Origin of the sequence: Zavarzinia marina (assembly GCF_021568905.1) — a bacterium.
Lineage (GTDB): Bacteria > Pseudomonadota > Alphaproteobacteria > Zavarziniales > Zavarziniaceae > Zavarzinia > Zavarzinia marina.
The window spans coordinates 419,268-435,772 of the sequence record NZ_JAKGSB010000003.1; the positions used below are offsets into that span (position 1 = coordinate 419,268).

14 protein-coding genes are annotated in these 16,505 nt (G+C 67.3%); 7 read left to right on the forward strand and 7 right to left on the reverse strand.

Annotated elements, in window-relative coordinates:
* Position 1: 1 nt before the first annotated feature.
* The 5 genes from L2U69_RS10860 to L2U69_RS10880 form a co-directional block, all read right to left on the reverse strand.
* Entirely contained in the window at positions 2–3,106 is a 3,105-nt protein-coding gene (locus L2U69_RS10860) for a multidrug efflux RND transporter permease subunit (protein ID WP_236106824.1), read from the reverse strand.
* Between the two features lie 11 nt (positions 3,107–3,117).
* Positions 3,118–4,332, reverse strand: coding sequence for an efflux RND transporter periplasmic adaptor subunit (locus tag L2U69_RS10865; RefSeq protein ID WP_236106825.1), 1,215 nt, complete (start codon positions 4,330–4,332; stop codon positions 3,118–3,120).
* On the reverse strand, positions 4,322–5,638 hold the full coding sequence (locus tag L2U69_RS10870) for a glycosyltransferase (protein ID WP_236106826.1): 1,317 nt from the start codon (positions 5,636–5,638) through the stop codon (positions 4,322–4,324). Before L2U69_RS10870 ends, L2U69_RS10865 begins: the two co-directional genes overlap by 11 nt.
* Before the next feature lie 108 nt (positions 5,639–5,746).
* Positions 5,747–6,376: a 4'-phosphopantetheinyl transferase family protein gene (locus L2U69_RS10875; RefSeq protein WP_236106827.1), complete on the reverse strand. Its 630-nt coding sequence runs from the start codon at positions 6,374–6,376 to the stop codon at positions 5,747–5,749.
* A gap of 252 nt (positions 6,377–6,628) precedes the next feature.
* A complete protein-coding gene (locus L2U69_RS10880) occupies positions 6,629–7,534 on the reverse strand; it encodes a LysR family transcriptional regulator (protein ID WP_236106828.1) in 906 nt (301 codons plus the stop codon).
* 160 nt (positions 7,535–7,694) lie between these two features.
* Between L2U69_RS10880 and L2U69_RS10885 the strand changes: the two genes are divergently transcribed.
* The 4 genes from L2U69_RS10885 to L2U69_RS10900 are packed head-to-tail and all read left to right on the forward strand — an operon-like array spanning position 7,695 to position 10,858.
* Positions 7,695–8,534 carry an SDR family NAD(P)-dependent oxidoreductase gene (locus L2U69_RS10885; protein WP_236106829.1) on the forward strand — a complete coding sequence of 280 codons (840 nt, stop codon included), beginning with the start codon at positions 7,695–7,697 and terminating at the stop codon, positions 8,532–8,534.
* A gap of 18 nt (positions 8,535–8,552) precedes the next feature.
* Positions 8,553–9,758 carry an acyl-CoA dehydrogenase family protein gene (locus tag L2U69_RS10890; protein ID WP_236106830.1) on the forward strand — a complete coding sequence of 402 codons (1,206 nt, stop codon included), beginning with the start codon at positions 8,553–8,555 and terminating at the stop codon, positions 9,756–9,758.
* A gap of 14 nt (positions 9,759–9,772) precedes the next feature.
* A complete protein-coding gene (locus L2U69_RS10895; protein ID WP_236106831.1) occupies positions 9,773–10,558 on the forward strand; it encodes an SDR family oxidoreductase in 786 nt (261 codons plus the stop codon).
* A 21-nt stretch (positions 10,559–10,579) separates the two neighbouring features.
* Complete coding sequence (locus L2U69_RS10900; protein ID WP_236106832.1) at positions 10,580–10,858, forward strand: transposase; 279 nt, start codon at positions 10,580–10,582, stop codon at positions 10,856–10,858.
* 9 nt (positions 10,859–10,867) lie between these two features.
* On the opposite strand, the gene L2U69_RS10905 is transcribed toward L2U69_RS10900, so the two are convergent.
* Positions 10,868–11,785 (reverse strand): LysR family transcriptional regulator, encoded by a 918-nt coding sequence (locus L2U69_RS10905; RefSeq protein ID WP_236106833.1) that lies wholly within the window; start codon positions 11,783–11,785, stop codon positions 10,868–10,870.
* A gap of 112 nt (positions 11,786–11,897) precedes the next feature.
* On the opposite strand from L2U69_RS10905, the gene wrbA reads away from it, so the two are divergent.
* Positions 11,898–12,500, forward strand: coding sequence for an NAD(P)H:quinone oxidoreductase (wrbA, locus tag L2U69_RS10910; protein WP_236106834.1), 603 nt, complete (start codon positions 11,898–11,900; stop codon positions 12,498–12,500).
* A 125-nt stretch (positions 12,501–12,625) separates the two neighbouring features.
* Positions 12,626–12,964 carry a DUF1491 family protein gene (locus L2U69_RS10915; protein ID WP_236106835.1) on the forward strand — a complete coding sequence of 113 codons (339 nt, stop codon included), beginning with the start codon at positions 12,626–12,628 and terminating at the stop codon, positions 12,962–12,964.
* Here the strand turns inward: L2U69_RS10915 and L2U69_RS10920 are convergent.
* Complete coding sequence (locus tag L2U69_RS10920) at positions 12,938–14,650, reverse strand: glycoside hydrolase family 17 protein (RefSeq protein WP_236106836.1); 1,713 nt, start codon at positions 14,648–14,650, stop codon at positions 12,938–12,940. The two genes, L2U69_RS10915 and L2U69_RS10920, sit on opposite strands and share 27 nt — an antisense overlap.
* Positions 14,651–14,837: 187 nt before the next feature.
* Here L2U69_RS10920 and L2U69_RS10925 point away from each other — a divergent pair, with 187 nt between their 5' ends.
* On the forward strand, positions 14,838–16,421 hold the full coding sequence (locus L2U69_RS10925; protein ID WP_236106837.1) for a fatty acid--CoA ligase: 1,584 nt from the start codon (positions 14,838–14,840) through the stop codon (positions 16,419–16,421).
* Positions 16,422–16,505: the final 84 nt, after the last annotated feature.

Genomic DNA, 16,505 nt, shown 5'->3' on the forward strand with positions numbered 1-16,505 from the left:
GCTATTCGGCCGCTGCCGGCCGACGCCCGCCGAGGGCCTTCAGGCGCCGTTGCAGGCGATCGAAGGCGAGATAGATCACCGGTGTCGTATAGAGGCTGATCACCTGGGACAGGATCAGCCCGCCGACGATGGCGATGCCCAGCGGCTGGCGGATCTCCGCCCCCGTGCCGCCCGCGACGGCCAGCGGCACGGCGCCCAGCAGGGCGGCCATGGTGGTCATCATGATCGGGCGAAAGCGCAGCAGGCAGGCCCTGAAAATGGCTTCCTCCGGCGGCTTGCCGTGGCTGCGTTCCTCCTCCAGCGCGAAGTCGATCATCATGATCGCATTCTTCTTCACGATGCCGATCAAGAGGATGATCCCGATCAGCGAGATCACGTCCAACTGCTTGCCGAACAGCATCAGGCCGAGAAGGGCGCCGATGCCGGCGGACGGCAGGGTGGAGAGAATGGTGATCGGGTGGATGTAACTCTCGTAGAGGATGCCGAGGACGATATAGACCGTGACCAGGGCGGCCAGGATCAGCAGGGCTTCCGTCTCGCGCGAGCGGCCGAATTCGGCGGCGCTGCCGACGAAGCTGCGCCCGATCGAATCCGGCATGGCGATCGCCGCCTCCGCCTCGTGGATCGCCTCGGTCGCGTCGCCCAGGGAATAGCCGGGGGCCAGATTGAACGACAGGGTGACCGCCGGGAACAGGCCCTGGTGCATCAGCGCGAGCGGCGTCGCCTTCTGTTCGAGGCGGGTGAAGGCGGACAGCGGCACCATCTCCCCGCCGGCCGATTTCACATAGGTGAAGCGGAATGCCTCCGCATCCTCGCGGAATTCCGGCGCCACCTCCAGGATCAAGCGGTATTGGTTGGTCTGGGTATAGATGGTGGCGATCTGGCGCTGGCCGAAGGCGTTGTAGAGGGCGTCGTTGATGTCGCCGATGGAAAGCCCCAGGCGGGCGGCGGCATCGCGGTCGATGGTCAGCGCCGCCTCGAGGCCGCCGGCCTGGGCGTCGGAGGCGACGTCGGCCAGCGCCGGATAATTCCGCAATTCCGCCATCAGTCGCCCGGACCAGAGGTTCAGATCCGCCGCCGCCGTGCCCTGCAACAGATATTGGAACTGGGTCCGGGCGTTATTGGTGCCGACGGTCAATTCCTGGGCCGATTGCAGATAGAGGCTGACACCCTGCACGTCGCCGACCGCGGCCTTCAGGCGGCGCATGACCGTGTCGGCGCTATCGCCGCGCTCGCCGTGGGGTTTGAGCGCGATGAACAGGCGCCCGGCATTGCCGGTCGTGTTGATCGTGCCCGTGCCGACGAAGGCGCTGACGCCGGCGACCGCCTCGTCCTTGCGGACGGTGTCGGCGATCCGCTGCTGGCGCGCCGCCATGGCGGCGAAGGAAATATCCGGGGCGGCGTCGGTCACGCCGATGATCAGGCCGGTGTCCTGCTGCGGCAGGAAGCCCTTGGGCACCACGACATAGAGAAAGAGCGTGCCGGCGATGGTGGCGATCGCAACCATCAGGGTCTCGCGCTGATGGCGCAGCACGGTGCGGAGCGTGCGCTCGTAGAAAGCCAGCGCGTCGTCCAACACCGTCTCGCTCCAGGCGATGATCCGGCCCGGCGGCTTGTCCGTCCGGTCGCGCTGCAGGAGATGGGCGCACATCATCGGCGTCAGGGTCAGGGAGACGACGGCGGAAATGGCGACGGCGGCGGAGAGCGTGATGGCGAATTCATGGAACAGCCGCCCGATCACCCCATCCATCAGCAGCAGGGGGATGAACACCGCGATCAGGGAGACGGTGAGGGAGACGATGGTGAAGCCGATCTGGCGTGCGCCGTCGATGGCGGCGGCGAGCGGCTTCTTGCCCTCCTCCATATGGCGGACGATGTTCTCGATCATGACGATGGCATCGTCGACGACGAAGCCGGTCGCCACCGTCAGCGCCATCAGGGAAAGATTGTCCAGGCTGAAGCCGGCCAGCGCCATCACCCCGAAGGTCGCGATCAGCGAGACCGGCAGGGTGACGCTGGGGATCACCGTCGCCCAGAGCTTGCGCAGGAAGAGGAAGATCACCATGACGACGAGGGCGATCGAGAGCAGCAGGGTGAACTGCACCTCGTGGATCGCGGCGCGGATCATGTCCGTCCGGTCGGTCAGGACTTCCAGCTTCACGGTCGGCGGCAGGGCGGCGCGCAGGCCCGGCAACAGGGCGTGGATGGCGTCGACCACTTCGATGATATTGGCGCCGGGCTGGCGCTGGATGTTCAGAAGCACGGCGGGGCGACCGTCGTACCAGCCGGCCATGCGGTCGTTCTCGACACTGTCGGTGACCTTGGCGACATCGCCCAGGCGCACCGGGGCGCCGTCCTTCTGGGCGACGATCTGGTCGCGATAGGCGTCGGCGTCCAGCAATTGGTCGTCGGCACTGATCTGGAACGATTGGCGCGGGCCGTCGATGCCGCCCTTGGGGCTGTCCACCGTCGAGGTCCGGACGGCGAGGCGCACGTCCTCCAGCGACAGGCCGAGGCCGGCGAGGGCGACCGGATTGACCTGAATGCGCACCGCCGCCTTCTGTCCGCCTTCGATGGTGACGAGGCCGACACCCGGCACCTGGGACAGTTTCTGGGCGACCAGCGTATCGGCATAATCATTGACGGCGCGCAGCGGCAGTTCGCCCGACGTCATGGCCAGGATCAGCACCGGCGTATCGGCCGGATTGACCTTGGAATAGGTCGGGCGGCTGGGCATCAGGTCGAGGGGCAGCAGGCCGGCGGCACCGTTGATCTGGGCCTGAACGTCCTGGGCCGCGGCGTCGATATCGCGCGAGAGGTCGAATTGCAGGGTGATCTGGCTGGTTCCGAAGGACGAGACGGAACGCATGGTGGACAGACCCGAGATCTGACCCAGGCTGTGTTCCAGCGGTGTCGTCACCAGGGAGGCCATGACGTCGGGGGCGGCGCCGGGCAGGCGGGCGGTCACCTGGATCGTCGGGAAATCCACGGTCGGCAGGGCGGTGACCGGCAGCAGGCGATAGCCGAGAAAGCCGAGCAGGATGATGCCGATGGTCAGCAGCGTGGTGGCCACCGGCCGAAGGATGAAGGGCCGTGCGATGTTCATGGCCCGGACCCTCAGGCGTCGGGGCGGCTGGAGCCGGCGATGGGCGCTTCCGGCTGGGCCGGCGCGGGCACGGTGGCCACGCCGGGCTGGAGCTTGTATTGCCCGTCGATCACCACCTTCTGGCCGGGCGGCAGGCTCGACGTGATCAGGGCGGTGCCGTCCTGGAGCCGGGTGACGACGACGCTGCGCATGCCGGCCTTGCCGTCGCCGTCGATGGTCCAGAGATAGGCGCCGTTCGGACCCTGCTGGATCGCCGTCGCGGCGACGCTGAGGCCCTGATAGATCGCGACGCGGAGCCGGGCGTTGACGAATTGCCCGGGCCACAGGCGGTGGTCGGGGTTGGGGAAACTGGCCTTCAGCTTCACCGTGCCGGTCGCCTGGTCGATCTGATTGTCGACGAGGTCGAGGCTGCCGGTAGCGAGAAGACTGCGGTTGTCCTTGCCATAGGCTTCGACCGGCAGGGGGCCCGCCGCCATGCCGTCGACGATCAGCGGCAGATTGTCGGCGTTCAGGGTGAACAGGACCGACACGGGATCGAGCTGGGTCACCGTGACCAGCGGCGTCGGATCGCCGGCCCGGACCAGATTGCCGACGTCCATCTGGCGCAGCCCGGTGCGCCCGGCGATGGGCGAGCGCACGGTGGCGTCGTCCAGCTGTGCCTTGGCATGGGCGACCTGTGCGGTGCTGGCGGCGACCAGGGCCTCGAATTGCGCGACCTGGGCGCGTTGATTGTCCACCGCCTTGCGGCTGGCGAATTCGCCGATGGATTCGAGACGGCGCAGGTTCGACCGCGCATCCTTCAACTGCGCCTGATCGCGCAGCAGATTGGCTTCCGCCTGATGGAAGTTCGCTTCATAGGTGCGCGGGTCGATCACGGCGAGAATGTCGCCGGCGGCGACGTCCTGGCCTTCCTCGAAGCGGATTTCCAGGATCTCGCCGTCGACCCGGGGGCGGATCTGCACCGTCTTCGAGGCCTGGACCGTGCCGATCCCGTCGAGGAAGACGGGAATGGGCCGCTTGTCGATGGTGCCGGTGACGACCGGCACCTCGGCCGTGGCGAAATCCGGCATGGCCCCCTTGCCGCCGGCGGCATAGGCGAGAAGTCCGATCAGCAGGCCGCCGGCGATGCCGCCCAGGATCAGGCGCGCGCGCAGGTCCAGCCCGGTCCAGCGCCGGCGAAGGCGCCGCGAGGTTTCGGCGGCGGCGGCTTGATAATCAGACAGCATTTGCCCTTGTCGCGGATTCGGTCGGCTGGGGCTCACCCTGGGTCAGCAGGCCCCATTCGGTCAACTGGTCGATGGCGCGGCCGATGCCGTCCTCCGCCCGGATCTTCGCGCCGACGGCTTCGGCGCGTGTCTTCATGGCGGGGTCCAGCAGGCGGGTGATGCCGCGCTTGAAGGCGCCCTGGGTCACGGTCTTGCGGTTGAGGCGCGGCGGCGCGATGCCCTTCTCCTCCAGCCGGCCCGACCAGAAGGCCTGTTCGGTGATGAAGGGCATGATCAGGGAGGGGATGCCGGCACGGCAGGCGGCGGCGGTGGTGCCGGCGCCGCCATGATGGACGGCGCCCGCCATGCGCGGAAACAGCCAGTCGTGCGGCGCCTGCTTCAGGACGAAGACATTGGCATCGGCCAGGCTCGGATCGGCGGAAAGGCCACCCCAGCCGGTCGCCAGCACGGCGCGGCAGCCGATCTCCTTCACGGCGCCCAGCACCATGCGGGTCACGGCCTCGGCCTTCTGGGTCAGCATGGAGCCGAAGCCGATGTAGACAGGCTTTTCCCCGGCCTCCAGGAAACGGGCCAGATCGTCGGGCGGCGTCCAGTCGGCGCCTTCGTCGAGGAACCAGTAGCCTGTCACCTGCGCCAACTCGGTCCAGTCGCGGGAGCGGGGCAGGACGGCTTCCGAATAGGCATAGAGCACGCGGCGGCGTTCCGGCGACAGGTTGCGATAGACGTCCGAATAGGTCACCGGCGGCAGGCCCAGGTCCTTGCGCACCACGTCGTTGATCGCTTCCTTGAACAATTGCCAGATGGTGATGCGCAGCCCGTGATAGAGGCCGCGGTTGATGAAGCCGGGCAGGCGGAACGGGCTTTGCGGCAGCATGACCGGCGGAATGTCGCTGCACGGCGTGACCGGCTGGAACTGCACCTGGACCGAGGGCACGCCGAAGGCTTCGGCCAGCGACATGGCAAGCACGGTGCCCGACCCCTGGCCGACGATCAGCTCGGCGCCTTCGCAGGCCGCGCGCCCTTCCTCGGCCCAGTGCTGGGCCATGTCGTGCAGCAGGCCGCGCATGATGCGCGTGCCCTGGACCAGGTTCATGCCGCGCTCGACCAGTTCGGGCGAGTTGCGCATGAGTTTCTCGTAGTCCGCCGTCATGGGCGAGAAACCGATGCCGTGTCCGCGGATCAGGTCCTCGAAATTGCGCCCGGTGGTGATGGTGATCTCGTGCCCCCGGGCCTGGAGTTCCCGCGACAGGGCGATGAAGGGCCGCACGTCACCCTGGGTGCCGACGGCGAGAATGGTGATGCGCATCAGGGCCGCCCCCGAACTGTGAAGACCGCGCGCATGGTAGGAACAGCGCGGGCGGCCTGACAGGGGCATTGATCCCGATGGGGCGGCATTCCGAACCTCTTCGCGCCTTCAGTGCCCGCCGGCGGGACCGCAGAGATCGGCCAATGTCACGGGTCTGACGTCGATCCGGCCGAGCGGCCGGTCGGAGGCGAGGGCGACGGCATGGCCCGCCGGTCCCTCGATCTCGTGGAGCCAGAGGGGGGCGGTGGCGCCGCGCCGCGCCAGCAGGGCCGGCGCCCGGCGCGGGTCCGCCTCCACGTCGAAACTGTCGAGAGGCAGGGAAAGCCCCATGCCCCAGGCTTTCACGCAGGCCTCCTTGGACACCCAGGCCTGGAAGAAGCCCGCCGTGTGGCGTTCCGCCGGCAGACGCTCCAGGGCCCGGTTCTCCGCCGGCGAGAAGAAACTGCGCGCCAATTGCGTGCAGGGGAAATCGTCGCGGCGGCGTTCGATGTCGACGCCGAGGCGGCAGCGGCGTGACAGGGCGACCACGGTAAAATTGCCGGTCCGGGAACAATTGAAATCGAATTGGTTGTTACCGGCAAGGCGCGGGCGGCCCGCCTCGTCCGGCACGATATCCAGATGCTGCGGCGCAATATCGGTCTGGCGCGACAGGATCCGGCGCAGCGCGGCCCGGCCACGGGTGAAGCGAAGGCGGTCCGCCGGGCGAATCAGGCGCGCGGCTCGGGCTTTTTCTGACACTGATGTAAAAGAATCAATGTCTTGAACAAGATTGTCGGCAAGCTGCAGATCGACGATCCAGGCCGTCGCCTCGAACGTCGTCGTCCGGGCCGGCTCCTGTCCGCGATCGGGCATCGGCGTCGCGAGCCGAGTTTTTGCGCGCTGCGTCATACCCGAGGTTAGAGTCGGTCATCTACTTAATTGGAGCCAAACCGCCTTCGGAATGGATGCGTTGGCCGAAGTTTGAACCGATATGGGCGCAACATGGGGTGGCTAGAGGTCTCGCGTGGGCAGAGATGCCATTGTCTCGGCGATCACGCGGCGCAACCAAAGGTTGGCGGGATCCGTCTCGACATTGGCATGCCAATAGAGATAGGCGTCGAGGCCCGGCCCCTCCACGGGGAAGGGCAGGATCTGATTGGCGAAGGGGCGGTTGGTGATGCGGGCGTAATGTTCCGTCATGGTCAGGATCAGGTCGGTCTGGCTGACCACCCGGCAGCCCGCGAAGTAATGCTGGCAGCGCAGGCGCACGTGGCGGCTGTGGCCGAGGCGCGTCAATTCCAGGTCCTCCAGCCCGGGGCCGGAGGTGCGGGCGGAGACCAGCACATGCTGTTCCGCCAGATAGCCGTCGAGATCGATCCGGCCCCGCACCCTGGGATGGCCGTTGCGGACGACGACGATGAAGCGGTCCTCCATCATCAGGCGGCGGTGGATGCGTTCCGGCAGGCCCAGCCAGATGTCGAGGGCGGCATCGACCCGGCCGGCCGCCAACTCGCCTTCCAATTCGCGCCGGTCGATATGGATCGCCGACAGGTCGACGCCCGGCGCCTCTTCCGTGATGCGGTGGAGAAGGGCGGGCAGGATGCGTGCCTCGAGCACGTCGCGAATGCCGAGGACGAAGCGCCGCCGGCTGTTGGCGGGATCGAAATGCGCCGCTTCGGAAAGCGCGATCTCCAGCCCGCGCAGGGATTCGCGCACGGGATGAATCAGGTTGCGGGCAAAGGGTGTCGGCGTCAGGCCGCGCCCGGCGCGCACGAACAGGGGATCGCCGAGCAGGTCGCGCAGCCGGGCGAGGGCGTGGCTGACCGCCGGCTGGGTCAGATTCAGCTTCGCCGCCGCCTGGGTGATGCCGCCCTCGGTGAAGATCGCGTCCAGCACCACGAGGAGGTTAAGGTCCATCCGCCCGACATGCATGGAATTTATGTGTCCTGCTCAAAAACATTCATTAGACGCAGGGTATTCCCGGGCTACCCTCTGCGCAACCCGCCGCCACGAACAGGCGGGGCAGACAAGAACGACCGCAATCACAACAAACAAAGAGCAAGCGGGGGAGAACGGGGTGCAGGACCTGAACGGCAAGATCGCGGTGATCACCGGGGCGGCCAGCGGTTTCGGCCGCGAACTGGCGATCCAATGCGCGGCGGCGGGCATGAAGCTCGCCCTCGCCGACAGGGACGAGGCGGGCATCGGGGCGACCGTCGCCCTGCTGCCCGCCGGCACCGAAACCATGGAGCGGCGCTGCGACGTCTCGAAGCCCGACGACGTCGAAGCCCTGGCGGAAGCGACCTACGGCCGCTTCGGTGCCGCCCATCTTCTTTTCAACAATGCGGGCGTGGCGGTTTCCGGCCCGACCTGGACCACCACCCTCGACGAATGGAAATGGGTGCTGGACGTCAACCTGATGGGCGTCGTTCACGGCATCCGCAGCTTCGTGCCGCGCATGCTGGCCCAGGGCCAGCCCGCCCATGTGGTGAATACGGCATCCGCCGCCGGCCTCGTCTCGCCGCCGGGGTCGAGCGTCTATTGCGTCTCGAAGCACGGCGTCGTCACGCTCTCCGAGTGCCTGCACCATGAATTGCGCATCGCCGGCCATCCGATCGACGTCTCGGTGCTGTGCCCGGCCTTCGTGCCGACCGGGATCGGCGAGTCGGAGCGCAACCGACCGGCGGAACTGGCCGATTCCAACCCGGACTCGGCCTTCTATACCGAGGTCCTGAAGAAGGCGATCGCGTCGGGCAAGCTGACCGCCGCCGATATCGCGCGCATCACCCTCGATGCCGTGCGCGACAATCACTTCTACATCATCACCCATCCGACGATCAAAAAGGCGATCGAGGTCCGCATGCAGGACATTCTCGAGGAACGCCAGCCCACCAACACGCTGCGCCTGCCGCGCTGAGACCGGAAAGGTTTCGTCATGGATTTCGAATATTCCGACAAGGTGAAGGGCCTGATGGAGCGGGTCTCCGCCTTCATGGACGAGCATATCTTCCCGAACGAAGCCCGTTTCGAGGAGGAGGTCGCGGAAGGCGACCGCTGGCAGCCGACCAAGGTGGTCGAGGAATTGAAGCGGAAGGCCAAGGCGGCCGGCCTCTGGAACCTGTTCCTGCCGGAATCGGAACGCGGCGCCGGTCTCACCAACCTCGAATATGCGCCGCTCTGCGAATTGATGGGCCGGGTCGCCTGGGCGCCGGAAGTCTTCAACTGCTCCGCCCCCGACACCGGCAACATGGAAGTGCTGGAACGCTACGGCAGCGAGGAGATGAAGAAGCAATGGCTGGAGCCCTTGCTGAACGGCGAGATCCGTTCGTGCTTCGCCATGACCGAGCCCGAGGTCGCGTCGTCGGACGCCACCAACATCCAGAGCTCGATCATGCGCGAGGGCGACAACTACGTGATCAACGGCCGCAAGTGGTGGTCGTCGGGCGCGAATGATCCGCGCTGCAAGGTCTTCATCTTCATGGGCAAGACCGATCCGGCGAACCCGAACCGGCACCTGCAGCAGTCCATGATCGTGGTGCCGCGCGACACGCCCGGCATTACGGTGCTTCGTGCGCTGCCCGTCTTCGGCTATGACGACGCGCCCCATGGCCACGGCGAGGTTCTGTTCGAGAATGTGCGCGTGCCCGCCGGCAACATCCTCCTCGGCGAGGGGCGGGGCTTCGAGATCGCCCAGGGCCGCCTGGGCCCGGGCCGCATCCATCATTGCATGCGCCTGATCGGCCTCGCCGAACGCGCGCTGGAGAAGATGTGCAAGCGGGTGAAGAGCCGGGTCGCCTTCGGCAAGACCGTGGCGGAACAGACCGTGACGCTGGAGCGCATCGCCGAGGCACGCATCATGATCGACCAGTGCCGTTTCCTCACCCTCAATGCGGCCGACAAGATGGATCGCTACGGCAACAAGGTCGCGGCCAAGGAAATCGCCATGATCAAGGTGGCGGCGCCCAACATGGCCTGCAAGGTGATCGACTGGGCGATCCAGGCCCATGGCGGCGGCGGCGTCTCCAACGACTTCGGCCTCGCCTATGCCTATGCCGGCGCCCGCACGCTTCGCCTCGCCGACGGCCCGGACGAGGTTCACCGCAACCAGATCGGCAAGCTCGAACTGCGCCGCGTCCAGTAATCGAGAGCGTAGCCATGAGCGTGAAATCCCTGTTCGACCTCTCCGGCAAGGTCGCCCTCGTCACCGGCGGCTCGCGCGGCCTCGGCCTGCAGATGGCCGAGGCGCTGGGCGAATTGGGCGCCAAGGTCGCGATCGCGGCCCGGAAGCCCGCCGAACTCGAAGCCGCCGAGGCGAAGCTGACGGCGATGGGTGTCGAGACCCTGTCGGTCCCCGTCGATCTCGGCGATCTCTCGGGCGGCGCGGTGCAACGTCTGGTCGAGGCCGTGATGGCGCGCTTCGGGCGGATCGACATCCTGGTCAACAATGCCGGCGCCACCTGGGGCGCGACCGCCGAGGATTACCCCGAGGCGGCGTGGCGCAAGGTCATGACCCTGAACATCGACGCGGTCTTCGCGCTTTCGCAGGCGGTGGGCAAGCGCGCCTTCATTCCCCAGGGCGGCGGCAAGGTCATCAACATCGCCTCCATCGCCGGGCTCGGCGGCAATCCGCCCAATCTCTCGATGTTCACCATCGCCTACAACACCTCGAAGGGCGCGGTGGTGAACTTCACGCGGGCGCTGGCGGCGGAATGGGGGCGTTACAACATCAACGTCAACGCCATCTGCCCCGGCTTCTTCCCCTCGAAGATGTCCCAGGGTCTGCTCGACCGTTTCGAGCAACAGGTCGTGGAGGCGACGCCGCTCGGCCGTCTCGGCGGCGACGAGGACATGATGGGCGCCGTGGCCTTCCTGGCCTCGGATGCGTCACGCCACGTCACGGGCCAGATGCTGGCGGTCGACGGCGGCGTCTCGGCCACCTGATCGGTCAAGGGAGCGTAAGGCATGAAGCAATACTTCTGGCTGAACGACGAAGCCTGGGAGAAGGTCGAACCCCTGTTGCCGAATCCCGGCCGGGGCGCGCCGCGCGCCGACGACCGGCGTATCATTTCCGGCATTCTGCACATGCTGCACGCGGGCGGGCGCTGGCGCGACTGGCCGGCCTCCTATTACGGGCCCTATGCCACGGTCTGCAACCGCTACACCCGCTGGCGCAAGCAGGGCGTCTGGCCCGCGATCCACGAAGTGGTGACGCCCCTGGTCGAGGAAGCGCGCAGCCACTGACGGCGATGCTCAAGGTGCGCCGCGCCCGTTGCAGCGAACGCCCACCACATTGACCATGAAGTCGACGAAGGCGCGCACCTTCGGGCTCAGGTGACGGGCCGGCGGATAGATCACGAAGATCGAATGGTCCGAAAGCCGGTAACCGCCGAGATCGATGGGCACCAGGCGGCCGGCCGCCACCTCGCCTTCCGCCAGGAAATCCGGCGTGCGCCAGATTCCGAGCCCGGCGACGGCGGCGTTGCGCAACACGTCGCCATTGTTGGCCGACAGCCGACCCGAAACCCGGATCCGCTTCTCGTTGCCCGAAGCATCGAAGAAATGCCATTCGTCGCCCGTGGCGCTGAGCGTGTAGTGCAGGCATTCGTGATCCATCAGATCCTCGGGCACGCGGGGCGTGCCGTGCCGGGCCAGGTAATCGGGCGAGGCGCAGACGACGGGCTTCACGCCGCCGATGCGCCGGCCGATCATGCTGGTGTCGCCGAGATCGGTACGGATGCGGATGCCGACGTCGAAACCTTCCTCCACCAGGTCGACCAGACGGTCGCTCATCACCAGGTCGACCGTGATGTCGGGGTAGCTGTCCATGAAGTGGGGCAGCATGGGCCCGAGGGCCGCGAGGCCGAAGGACAGCGGGGCATTGACGCGGAGCGTGCCGCGCGGCTTCGCCTCCATGGTGCCGACCGCCTGTTCGAGATCGGCCAGATCGTCCAGCAGGCGCACGCCGCGCTCATAGACGGCGCGCCCCGTCTCGGTCAGGGACAGGCGCCGCGTGGTGCGGTGAAGGAGCTGGGCGCCCAGATGGGCCTCCAGCGCCGCGATCTGCTTGCTGGTCGCGGCATTGGACATGTTGAGGTCCCGTGCCGCCCCGGCGAAGGAGCCCAGTTCCACCACCCGGCGGAATACCGCCATGGCTGCCAGCCGATCCATCACCGCCTCACTGTTTCCGTTTCCGAAACGATTATGTTCCAAGGGGCCGGATTATCAAGAGATCGGCGAGACACTAGCTTTGCGTCACGGATCGAACCAAAGGACCACGATCATGACCAAAGTGCTCGTTCTCTATCACTCCAGCTATGGCCACATCGAGACCATGGCCAAGGCCGTCGCCGAGGGCGCGGCTTCGGTCGAGGGGGTCGAGGTCACGGTGAAGCGCGTGCCCGAGCTGATGGATGCCGAGACCATGAAGCAGTTCGGCATGAAGCCGGATCAGGCTGCGCCCGTCGCCGCGCCCGGCGAACTGGCGGATTACGACGCCGTGATCTTCGGCACGCCGACCCGCTTCGGCATGATGACCGGCCAGATGCGCAATTTTCTCGACCAGACCGGCGGTCTCTGGGCCAAGGGCGCGCTGATCGGCAAGGTCGGCAGCGTCTTCACCTCTTCCGCCACCCAGCACGCGGGCCAGGAATCGACCATCCTGTCGTTCCATACCACCCTGCTGCACCATGGTTTCGTGGTCGTCGGCGTGCCCTTCTCGGAGCCCGGCCTGTCGCGCATGGACGAAATCACCGGCGGCTCCCCCTATGGTGCCTCGACCATCGCCGGCGGCGACGGCAGCCGCCAGCCCTCCGAGAACGAACTGACCATCGCCCGCTTCCAGGGCAGGCATGTGGCCACCGTCGCCGCCAAGCTGGCGGCCTGACGCCCATAGGATCGCGTCGTCCCGGCGAAGGCCGGGACCTCGTGACGAGGTGTTCCGGGGCGGCGCGGGTTTTCACCCGGCGCCGCCTTCGCTATGTCTGGGGCGTCCTCGAACCCGGAACGGCCATGACCCCCGAACCCCGCCTGAAGACCCGCCTTGCCGTGCAGGCCCTGATCCGCGCCCTGGAGGTGCGGGGCCTCGTCGCCGTCGTACAGCGGAAGGGCGATGAGGACGCCGGCGGTCTCATGCTCCTGGTCGATCGTTTCGCCGCCGGAACAAGGCTCTATGACCGGGTGCGCGACGGCGCGGGGACGCTTGTCTGGGCCCCGGCCGATGGCGGCGCGGCGCTCGATCCGATGGCGCTGTCCGAACGCCTCGAGCGGGCCGTCCGGCGCGACCCCGATCTGTGGCTGGTGGCGGTGGAGGATCCGCGCGGCCTATTCGACCCAATGCAAGCGGACTGAGGCGGCGAAGGGCAGCGCCAGCAGGACGAGGCAGGCGGCCCAGACCCAGGCTTCGACATTCGCCGTGCCCTCGACCGTGATCAACCCGCCGGCCATGGCGAGAAAGCCGAGGCCGGTGGCGGCCGCGAACCAGGCCCGGCCCCGGGGCGGTGCCCGATCGACCGTGCCGAAGATCCGCCCGAAGGCGAGACGGTCCAGGAAGCGGTCGCGTCCGGTCGCGGCGGCGAGGCCGGCGACGATGGGCGGGGCCAGGGCGGCGATCGCCAGATAGGCGGTCGGGAAGTCGCGATAGCGCCCGTCGACCGGCAGCAGCGGCCACAGAAGATCGATGGTCGACCGTGGCAGCAAGGGCATCAGGATGTCGTCGGTGACGCCGACCACCATCAGGAACGACAGGACGAAGGCGAGCCCGGTCGCCAGCACCAGCATCAGGTCACCCGCCGCCACCACCCAGCCGCCGGCCCGCGCGCGCCGGTCGTCGTCCAGGATGCGGCAGGCGGTGACGAACAGGGTCACGGCGACGCCATTGGCGATCACGGCCTTGAACAGGGCCCAGGCCTCCGGCCCCGGCATATAGGAATAGATCACGGCCTCGAGGGCGGCGCGGCTGCCGGCATAGGTCGCGACCGCAAGCACGAGGCCGGCGGCCGCCACGCGCGGCCAACTCATCTCCACCGCCCGGCGGCGCTGGTGAACGGCGAGTCCGATCGCCACCAGCGCGGCGAAGGCGGCCCCCAGCGGCCAATAGGGCTGTTCGACGACGGGGCCTGACAGGTCGTATTTTGGCTGCCAGCTTTCGTCGAACAGGCCCCAATTGGCGCCGACCGTGCCTTCCATGGCGCTTTTCCATGGCTGGTCGAAGGCTTCGATGACGTTGTAGCGAATGCCTTCCGCCCGCGCCTTGGTCATGAAGGCGGTCAGGAAACGGGCCTGTTCCAAGCGCCCGGCGACGGCGGCCTCGCGGTCGCGGCCGTGGGTCGGCCAGCCGATCTCGCCGATCACCACGGGCTTGCCTGGAAAGGCCGCCTTCACCTCGGCCAGGATGTGGTCGACATGGGCGTTGCCGGCTTCGACGGGCAGGGGCTGGTCTTCCCAATAGGGCAGGATGTGGATGGTGATGAAATCCACCTCCGCCGCCAGTTGCGGGTTCCTCAGCCAGAATTCCCAGACGTCGGCATAGGTGACGGGCTGCTTCACCGCCGCCTTCACCCGCCGGATATCGCCGATCAGGGCATCGACGGGCAGGTCCCGGCGCAACAGTACCTCGTTGCCGACGATCACCCGGTCGATCGTGTCGGGATAGGTATTTGCGAGTTCGATCAGGCTCGCCACCTCGTCCTGATTGACATGGGCGATGGTGCCGAGCCAGGCCCCGGCGAAGACCTTGAGCCCGCGCGCGCGGGCCAGTTCGGGCACGATCTGCATGCCCTCGCGCGACGTGTAGAGCCGGATGCCCCGCACCTTGCCGACCAGGGCGTCCAGTGCCTCGGCGATCTCGGTGTCGCTCGGGAAATTGCCGGTCAGCGGGCTCTGGCTGCCGCGGAACGGCGCGAAGGAGACGCTCTCGACCAGCCCCGCGTAGGGCGTCGGCAGGGGCATGGGCCGGTTCGGCCAGGACCAGCCGAAAAATGTGAGCACGAGGGCCACGGCCAGCAGAACGAAAGGCTTCGCGATTGATAAGGACATGACATTCTCGCGCCCGGGAATGCGCCATGCTTACACGAAGCGGCGTTCCGGTGGAACGGCCCGCCGTGCCGCGATTTTCGCGACTTGAGGCGGCGCCACGGCGCCCCTAAACTCGGCCGCAAGAAAAGAAGAACGGACGCGGCCCTGCCGAGCCCAAGGGGACGGCCCGCGCCACGGGGAGAACGGAATGGCCTATTATCCTGAAATCAGGACGTTCGCGGACGTGCCGCGTTTCCATGCGCGCGAGCGGGGCGATGCCGTCGCCCTGATCGAGGGCGATCGCCGGATCACCTATGGCGAATTGGACCGCGCCTCGACCGCCTGCGCCGCCGCCCTGATGGCGGAAGGGGTGAAGACGGGCGGTCGCGTCGGCGTTCTCGACAAGAACGCGGCGGATTACTTCGTGCTGCTGTTCGGCGCCGCCAAGGCGGGCGCCGTGCTGGTGCCCGTCAACTGGCGCCTGGCAGCACCCGAGATCACCTTCATCCTCGACGACGCCGAGGCCGAGGTGTTGTTCGTCGGCCCCGATTTCGTCGATGCGCTCGGCTATTTCGGCAAGGATCTGAAGACGGTGCGCAAGATCGTCGTGATGGGCGAGGGGGCGGGCGGCTGGCCCGGCTTCCGCGACTGGCTGGCCCCCTTCGACAATGCCGAGGACCCGAAGGCCGAGACCGATGCGGGCGACACGGTCCTGCAGATGTATACGTCGGGCACCACGGGCCATCCCAAGGGCGTGATGCTGACCCACCACAATTTCCTCGGCAATGTCCCGCTGCGCGAGGCGGAAGCCCAGGACTGGGCCACCTGGTCGCCGGACGACGTGGGCCAGGTGGCCATGCCGCTGTTCCACATCGGCGGCACCGGTTCCGCCTTCCTCGGCATCTATGCCGGCTCGAAGCTGGTGATCACTCGCGACTTCGATCCGGGCCTCGTTCTTGCGCAGATCGAGGAACACAGGATCGCCAAGGTGTTCTACGTGCCGGCCGTGCTTCTGTTCCTGCTGCAGCATCCGGCCTCGGCGACGACCGATTTCTCGTCGCTGAAATACATCCTCTACGGCGCCTCGCCCATCCCGCTCGACCTGCTGCGGAAGTCGATGGACGTCTTCAAATGCGGATTCGTCCAGCTTTACGGCATGACCGAGAACTGCGGGCTGTGCACCTATCTCCCGGCCGAGGATCACGACCCCGCCGGCAACGAGCGCATGCGCGGCGCCGGACGGCCCCAGGTCGGGGTCGAGATCAAGGTGGTCGACGGTGAAGGCAATACCGCGGCACCGCGCCAGGTGGGCGAGATCTGCGCCCGCTCGCTCTCGGTCATGGCCGGCTATTGGAAGCGCGAGGACGCCACCGCCAAGGCCATCGACGGCGACGGCTGGCTCCATACCGGCGATGCCGGCTATATGGACGAGGATGGTTACCTCTACATCTACGACCGCGTGAAGGACATGATCGTCTCGGGCGGCGAGAACATCTATCCGGCGGAGATCGAAAGCGCCCTCTTCGGCCATCCCGACATCGCCGACGTCGCCGTCATCGGCGTGCCCGACGACAAATGGGGCGAGGCGGTGAAGGCGGTCGTGGTGGCGAAGCCCGACGCCCGCGCCACGGCGGAGGACATCATCGCCTTCGCCCGGACGCGGATCGCCGGCTACAAGGTGCCGCGCTCGGTCGATTTCGTCGACTATCTGCCGCGCAACGCCTCCGGCAAGCTGCTGAAGCGCGAATTGCGCGAGCCCTATTGGGAAGGCCGCGAGCGTCGGGTGAACTGAACGTTTTTTTCAGCGGCGTCCCGGCGAAGGCCGGGACCTTCATCCGGAAGGGCGCCTTCTCGTCGAAAGATCCCGGCCTTCGCC